Here is a 6,635-nt window from a genome sequence, read left to right on the forward strand (position 1 = left end):
CTGTCTATTTTGCTTCAGGGGGAAGGAAGCCGAAACTCCTTCCCCCTTCTAGGAAAAATCGTGGCGCGGCTTGCCGCGCCTTCTAGCCCTTCTTTCCTTGCAGCTCTTCGATTACTTCATCGAGGCACGCCCAGAACAAGGGTTCGAACTGTCCTCGCACCATTGCGCCGTCTGATTTCAGTCGCAGGGGATCGTGGTGCTGGCGAAGATCATCAAGAATCGTAGCCGGCACCCTTTTGGTGGTGTGGTAGCCCCCCACTCGCACTGGAAGTCGCTTGGCTTCTGGTTTTGGCACGAAGTCTGGTTTCAGCTCGAACCGGCCCGTTGCGCGGCGTCCGGCTTTCACAATCACATCGCGCATTGCGAAGCCGTGTTGTTCCAGAGCCTCTAGCGCGTCTCCATGCTCACTTTTAGCGGCAACGTCTAAAGCAATTTCGCGTTTTTCTGCGCCGTCCAGTTTGGACGCTGGATTTTCGCCTGCCTCTTTCCCGGCAACTTCGGTGCTTCTCTTGTTCTTGTCCCTGCCCTTCTTAACAACCCCGGTTTGTGCTTCGGCTTCTTGACCGGCCCCGGCATCCTGCCGCGTCTTGGTCGCCTCCAAGGCTTCGGCTTCTTGACCGGCCTCGGCGTCCTGCCGCGTCTCGGTCGCCTCCAAGGCTTCGGCTTCTTGACCGGCCTCGGCGTCCTGCCGCGTCTCGGCCGCCTCCAAGGCTTCGGCTTCTTGACCGGCCTCGGCGTCCGGTATCTCGGCCGCTATTGGTGAGGCGTCCGGTGATGGCACAACTGTAGCGTCCCTTCCTGGTCCCGCTGTTTCAGGTCCGGTTGCAGTAGTCATGGCAGGCTGAAAAGCACTCTGGTCCTTAGTGCCGTGGAAGTCGGTCCGGTAGTCAGGATCTATACCTTGGATCGACGGGCGTTTCTTGCGTGCCATCAGCTATCCTTTCCCGAGACTTCTTTGAGGATCGAGGTCGCTTCAGCTAACGCCTCATCAAAGTGCGCGGCATGAAGCCTCTCAAGCGGCTTTTCGCTATTCCGGCGCTCTTCGGCCAAGATGTGCAGGAAGCCAAAACTTGCGGCATCTTTGTGCTGCTTTCTCTCCATAAAGTAGTCCTCAACAACCGGAAATTTCCGCAGCGCCTCCATTTCCAATTCTTTCTCTGTTTTGCTTTGCCGAGCGGGTACTGCTGAAAGCACAACATGAAAGGACGGCAGGTTTTCAGGATCGTCTGTTCTTTCTCTTAGCCGCCGATACCAGTTGTACGTGTCGGTTGTGATTTCCATGTCGTCATTGCTGAGCATCATAGGAACAACCAGCGTATTGCTTAACGCAGCCAAGTCATCGGCCCATGCTCCTGCTGCACCGAGGGTGTCCACAAAGATGTAGTCGGTTGTTCCTTCTTCCCATGCTGCATCTACGCGTTCTTCGAAATCATTGGCGCTGTTCAGCTTCTCGATGCTGAAGTTGGGGAGACTGATGTTCAGTTTCTCAGCCCATCTAAAAAGCGCCCGCTGCGGGTCGGCATCGAGGACTAGGCACCGCTTGCCCTGTGCAAGAGCAGCACTTGCAAGGGCGCGGGTCAGCATGGTTTTCCCGGCACCCCCTTTGCGGGTCATGATCGTGATGACCTTCATGTCGTCGTTTGGCATCCTGTCGCCTCTTGTTTCGTGCTTCTTGTCCCGTGTTGCCTGTTACGGGTTTCGTGTTCCTTGTTACAGAATCGTTGTTGCGGGTCAACTGTTTCGTGCATCGTGCTTCGTGCTTCGTGCATCGTGCTTCGTACTTCGTACTTCGTGTCTTTTGTCCCTTGTTGCTTGTTGCCTGTTTGGTGCTGCGTGCCTCGTGTTTCTTGCTGCGTGTTTAGTGTTTCCGGCCGCGGGTCTAGTGTTACCTGTTGCGTGTTTGGTGTTTCGTGTTCCCAACCGAGACCTAAACTTGCCTTCTTGCGCCGTGTTTCGTGTTTCGTGTTGCCCGATAGGCGCGACCCATTGCGGCTAGAGCCGAAGGGCAAGGGGGGGGCGTGACGCGACCTCGAACTAAAGGCGGGCCGAGGGGCTGCTGGCGGATGGTGCCACAGAGGCCGTGAGGGGGGCGTAGAGCAGCCATTCGGGGTTTGCGCGACCCTCGGTAGCGGCGAGGGGATATTGAGCCGCTGCACGGCGATTTTTTCGGGGGGCTTTGCCCCTGGTCGAGCCTTTGGCCCGACGCGCGAACCTCCTGCGGAGAACCGCTTGATGCGGAATCATCCAGCCAAGCTTCACGGCTTTGACACTCGCTGCGCTCGTTGTTGCGTCAAAGCCTACTTGTCTGTATGATGGTGGCAGGAAATAGGGGCTCTATGTTCAGTATGCCGACGCGTCGCCGCTTAACGAGAAATGATCGCCTCGCCATTGTCCGCGAGCGCGAAAAAGGCGTGACGACTAAGGCGCTTGCTAAGCAATTCGACGTCACCGAGCGGACGATCTACTACACCCTCAAGACTGAAAAAGAGCGCCGCCGGGACACCAGTATTCGCAACCGCCAAGTCAACGTGAGTTTGACCGAGGATGAGCTAAGGGCTTTCGATGTGGTCTTGGCCCGGAGCGGCATCGAAAATCGTTCAGAGGGTTTGAGGCGTCTGATCCAAGCTGCGAACGGCGTGTTCGTGCCGGACGAGCATCTGATTTCTGAACTTCAGGGCTTCCGTGCAGCCCTTAATCGGGTCGGCAACAACGTGACGCAGATCGCCAAGCGCATGAACGAGGCCAACAACAAGGGGATGCGGCCGCCTTTCGGGCAGGCCGGTCTCTCGCAGATGCGAAGCCTTGCGGGGTTCGTCTTGGACTTCGCAGACCAGGTTCACCTACTTGCTCAGCGCCGGGCCGAGGCCCTTTCCCTTACTGTCACTCGGGCTTTGAAGGATCTTGCTGATGGCAAGGAGTAACGCGGTTGCCGCAATTTCAGGCCAGCTCTTCGAGGACGGATGGAGCAAGCTGCGCGGCTCTACGCAGGGCTTGCATCAGAAACGGCAGCAGATGGTGCGGGCGGCGGGCGGGCACAGGTCAGCGGTTTTCAAGGCAATCCGGTCGGGTGGCACGCACACGCGGGCGCAGCTTTCCAATCAGCTTGCCTATCTCACAACGAAAAGCTCGTTCATTGTGGACAGCCGCGGAGTGCTGGACGGCAAGAAGCAGTTGTCGCCGGATGAGATCAAGTCTGTGGTGGATCGCTTCGCCGCCAGATGGGACCAAGGGTTCAACCCCAAGATGGGCCACACGACGCACATGCTCATGTCGTTTCCCGTAGGGACACGCGGCAGCGATGTTCGCGACATAGCGAGTGCGGTCAGCGAGAGGTTCTTTGCCACCGAGGGGCGTAACTTCGACTACCTGATAGCGGTTCACGAAGATCGAGCGCACCCCCACGCGCATGTCGTTCTGAACCGTAGGTCGCAAGAAGGCGAATTCTTCTATCTCGGAAGGCACCACGATTTCAACTACGACTCCTTCCGCGAGGCTATGGTTGAAGAGGCACAGAAGCTCGGCGTCCGCTTGGAAGCAACGCGCCGGATAGATCGCGGGATCGTCACCTATGCGCCGCGTACAGGCGAGGTTTACAGCGCGAAAGCAGAGGGCAGGGCGCCTGTCGAACGGGAAAGGGTCGGGGGCGACCTGGACCGGGCTCTAGCTGACATAGCTACCAACGCGAAGGTTTACCGCTCGTTGGCTGCCGAGGCGACGGCTGACAATCGGGAAGATATTGCAAACGCCTTGTTCCGGGCCGGTGAAATGCTGGCGCGTGGCGGGCATCTTGAACAACGTGGAGAAGTTTACATGGCGAACGATCAGACATTTGATGAACTGAGAAGCGCATTTTCTGAGCGCATGGGCCGGGTGGAAGCGATGGTTGCCGCCAAGCCAGAGGCGCAGCGACCAGCAGCAGAGGCGCAGCTTCATGAAATCTATCGTTCCGTTCAGCACATGCAGCCTCTCGGAACTAGGTCGCAATCCTTGATCGAAGCCCCATCGGCAGATGGTGTTTATTCAGAGGCCAACATCAATCGCGAGGCTTTGGGGCAGTTGCGGGAGCCGGAAACCCGTGCGCGCATAGAAACTGCACTACGGGGTACTGGCATTTCGTCGGAAGCCATTATTTCCAGGATCGAGACGACAGCCAATAACGCAGCCCTTGAGCGCGAATGGCTGTCCAACGATCTGCAAAAGATCGCTGAGACGGACGGCCTCAACCTAGAACGACGCGAGGATATACAGAAGGCGGTCGATCGGTTGGATCAGGTCCATGTTCAGCTTGGCACTGTCTTGGAGCGGGCGGAGGTGCTGCGTGATAATGGCGTGGTAGAGACTGATGCAGAACCTGTCATTCGCACCGACAGTGGTCCGATCCGAGTGCAAAGCGAGGCTATTGTGGCTCGAGAACCCGAGGCGGTTGCTGACCAAGAGCGGGATGTACTTCGCAATGCGACTATTCAGCAAGGCGTGGGCGCCGAGATCGCACGATACAGAGCCGAGGGTCATGACCGGGCGTCCATTGGTGGCCGGCTTCTGGAAATCGAGGAAAGTGTTGAAGCGCGCGTAGAGAAGGCGGAGGCGCGGGGCGAACAGCTTGGCTCATGGGATCGTCTTGTAGAGGCAGATCGACGTGAAGAGCTTCGCGAAATCGAGGCCGAGACGCGGGCGCAAGACCTGGCCGCTGTCAGCCCAACAGTGGCGCGGGTTGTCGAGCATGAGCGCAATGACAAGCTGAACCCTGCGTTTACTGATGCCGCCAGTGGCGCTGCGTATCGTGCAGAGATCGAGCGCGAGCTGGACGAGGATCAAGTGCAAGCCCTGAAGAATGGCGATGCTGATGCTCTGAAGGACGTTCTCGATGACCGGCTGGAAAGACTTTATGCAGCCAAAGCCTATCTGCAATCAGACGCGACCACAGCGAACAGCGATGCCACACGCGAGGTCCTTTCTGAGATTGCTGACGAAGAATATGAGGCGCACCGCGTGAAGCATACCCACGGCGAAACCGAGAAGGGGGTTACGCATGGATAAGAAAATCGGCGTTGGACTGGTTTTGCTGACACTGGTTTTCGCGGCGACGGGCTACGTCGCCGCGACGGCCTACATCTTCTTTCGGGAGTTTGGACTAAGCGCGCAGATCGACTTCTTCTGGTTAGCGCGAAATTATCTGTCTCTCAGCGAGCATCAGCCAAACGACTTTCGCAGGATCAATCTCATCGTCGGCGGGTTTGCTCTCGGAGGTTTGCTCCTTAGTGCCGTGCTTTCCGGCGTGGCGCTGACCAAGTTTGGGCGCACGCACTTTCAGACAAGATCAGAGCTGAAGAAGAACGGCTTTCACGGGAAGTTGGGGACCGGCTACGTTCTCGGGAAAACAGGCTCGCCCCGGTCCCGCGCCAAATTTCTTGCCTCGGTTGTTTTTCCTCATTGTCTGGTCGTCGCACCGACCGGGCGAGGCAAGACTTCAGGATTTGTGATCCCGAACTTGCTGGCTTTCGTAGGCTCGGCTGTGGTGCTGGACGTGAAAGGCGAGAATTTTGAGAAAACTGCCCGCTATCGCGCCGCCCGAGGTGACAAGATCTACCGTTTTGCTCCGACAGACTGGCATGACCGGCGCTCGCACCGCTACAACCCCTTGCTGCGTATCTACGAACTGGAGGACGCGGATCGGCAGCAAATGGAGCTACAGCTTCTTGCGACGCTTTTTCTTCAAGCGGACAGTGATCGCGTCCAGGGCCTCTTGAAAGGTGGCATCGACATTTTTGTAGCAGCCGGTCTGCTGGCGTTTGAGCGGAAGCGGCCAACTTTGGGCGAAATCTACCGCATCACGGCATCAGGGGGAAACAAGCAGAAAGAGTTCATGATGCGGCGCGACGAGGTACAGAACCGTGCCGCGAAGCTGATCTTTGAACGCATGGCGTCCACGAACAACGACACCCTCACATCCTATGTGTCGCTGCTGATGACTTCCGGCCTCGATCAGTGGAGCAATCCTGCCATCGACAATGCCACAAAGGTGTCGGACTTCGATTTTCGCACCATTCGCAAGAAGCCGTTCACCGTCTACCTGGTCGTCTCGATTAACATGGTGAAGCCGCTTGCGCCCCTTATCCGCCTGTTCTTCTCTGACTTGATTTCCTCCCTTCAGGACAAGGAGCCGGGCAAGGATGAACCTTGGCCTGTCATGATCCTGTTGGACGAGTTCAACCGCCTCGGAAAAATGCCTATCGTGGTCGAGAGCATCGAGACGCTGCGCTCATATCGGGGCCATCTCGCAATCATCACGCAGACGATCCCGGCTTTGGACGAGATTTATGGTGAGAACACCCGCTTGGCGTTGCAAGGCAACGCAGGGGTTAAGCTGTACCTGACGCCCTCAGACCCCAAGACCACCGAAGAACTGAGCAAGGCTGTTGGAAAGACAACCAAGCGCGTTGTTACCCGGTCGCGCTCTATCGGCCGCAATCCTTTCGAAGGTCGCAGCACGTCGGAAAGAACGGAGGAGGCACCGCTTCTTACCGAGGACGAAGCCAAGCGTGTCAACGGCGGCGTAAAAACCGGCCACGCGGCGGCGCAAAACCAGGCCAGTGGCGGGGCGCCAAGCGCCATGGCGCGCGCGCTCCCCAAATAGC

The 6,635-nt window shown here is 57.7% G+C and carries 4 protein-coding genes and 1 pseudogene; 3 read left to right on the forward strand and 2 right to left on the reverse strand.

Translation table 11 applies throughout. From position 1 onward, the window contains the following. Positions 1–82 precede the first annotated feature (82 nt). Positions 83–931 carry a hypothetical protein gene (locus SY26_RS19480; RefSeq protein WP_046001946.1) on the reverse strand — a complete coding sequence of 283 codons (849 nt, stop codon included), beginning with the start codon at positions 929–931 and terminating at the stop codon, positions 83–85. Next, the gene (locus SY26_RS19485) at positions 931–1,647 is read right to left on the reverse strand and encodes a ParA family protein (protein WP_046001947.1); all 717 of its coding nucleotides are present in this window, start codon (positions 1,645–1,647) and stop codon (positions 931–933) included. The genes SY26_RS19480 and SY26_RS19485 overlap by 1 nt, the downstream gene beginning before the upstream one ends. 689 nt (positions 1,648–2,336) lie before the next feature. On the opposite strand from SY26_RS19485, the gene SY26_RS19490 reads away from it, so the two are divergent. The 3 genes and pseudogenes from SY26_RS19490 to SY26_RS19500 all read left to right on the forward strand — a co-directional run. Next, complete coding sequence (locus tag SY26_RS19490; RefSeq protein ID WP_369799463.1) at positions 2,337–2,921, forward strand: HTH domain-containing protein; 585 nt, start codon at positions 2,337–2,339, stop codon at positions 2,919–2,921. Continuing rightward, positions 2,908–5,037, forward strand: coding sequence for a relaxase/mobilization nuclease domain-containing protein (locus SY26_RS19495; RefSeq protein WP_046001948.1), 2,130 nt, complete (start codon positions 2,908–2,910; stop codon positions 5,035–5,037). The genes SY26_RS19490 and SY26_RS19495 overlap by 14 nt, the downstream gene beginning before the upstream one ends. Next, a pseudogene (locus SY26_RS19500) lies at positions 5,030–6,544 on the forward strand (type IV secretory system conjugative DNA transfer family protein); the annotation flags it as partial. The gene SY26_RS19495 and the pseudogene SY26_RS19500, both read left to right, overlap by 8 nt. Positions 6,545–6,635 lie beyond the last annotated feature (91 nt).

This window comes from Paracoccus sp. 228, from assembly GCF_000967825.1.
Classification (GTDB): Bacteria; Pseudomonadota; Alphaproteobacteria; order Rhodobacterales; family Rhodobacteraceae; genus Paracoccus; species Paracoccus marcusii.

What these genes read in the sequence shown, in the direction of transcription:
- SY26_RS19485 (WP_046001947.1), bottom strand. Translation starts at nt 1,647, where the DNA reads ATGCCAAACGACGACATGAAGGTCATCACGATCATGACCCGCAAAGGG.
- SY26_RS19490 (WP_369799463.1), top strand. Translation starts at nt 2,337, where the DNA reads ATGTTCAGTATGCCGACGCGTCGCCGCTTAACGAGAAATGATCGCCTC.
- SY26_RS19495 (WP_046001948.1), top strand. Translation starts at nt 2,908, where the DNA reads ATGGCAAGGAGTAACGCGGTTGCCGCAATTTCAGGCCAGCTCTTCGAG.
- SY26_RS19480 (WP_046001946.1), bottom strand. Translation starts at nt 931, where the DNA reads ATGGCACGCAAGAAACGCCCGTCGATCCAAGGTATAGATCCTGACTAC.